Below are 312 nucleotides of genomic sequence, written 5' to 3'. Positions count from 1 at the left end.
CGCTTCAACTTCGTCGACGGCATCGAGAAGAGCCGGATCCCCGACGTCGTCGGCGTGCTCCGCCTCGATCAGGCCTGGGGCTCGGCCCAGATCTCGGCCGCCATGCACGAGTTGAACATCGGTAACATTCAGAACGGCCTCGGCTTCGTGCCCGGCGGTGGCCTCGGCACGGCGGCGACCGCGGCGAACGGCTCGAACCTGAGCATCCCGCACGCCAACTCGGCCTACGGCTTCGCCGTGCAGGGCGGCATCAAGGTCAACGCGCCGTTCATCGCTCCGGGCGATGCGCTGTACGTCCAGGCCGCCTACGCG

1 protein-coding gene is annotated in these 312 nt (G+C 68.6%); it reads left to right on the top strand.

What is annotated here, in order from left to right; genetic code table 11:
* The coding region (locus ACLBX9_RS02425) for a porin (protein ID WP_447717765.1) at nucleotides 1-312 on the top strand (312 nt) is incomplete at both ends.

The organism is Methylobacterium sp. A49B (assembly GCF_053346215.1).
The sequence above is the reverse complement of the archived record's forward strand: the minus strand, read 5'-3'. Positions and strand labels throughout refer to the sequence as shown.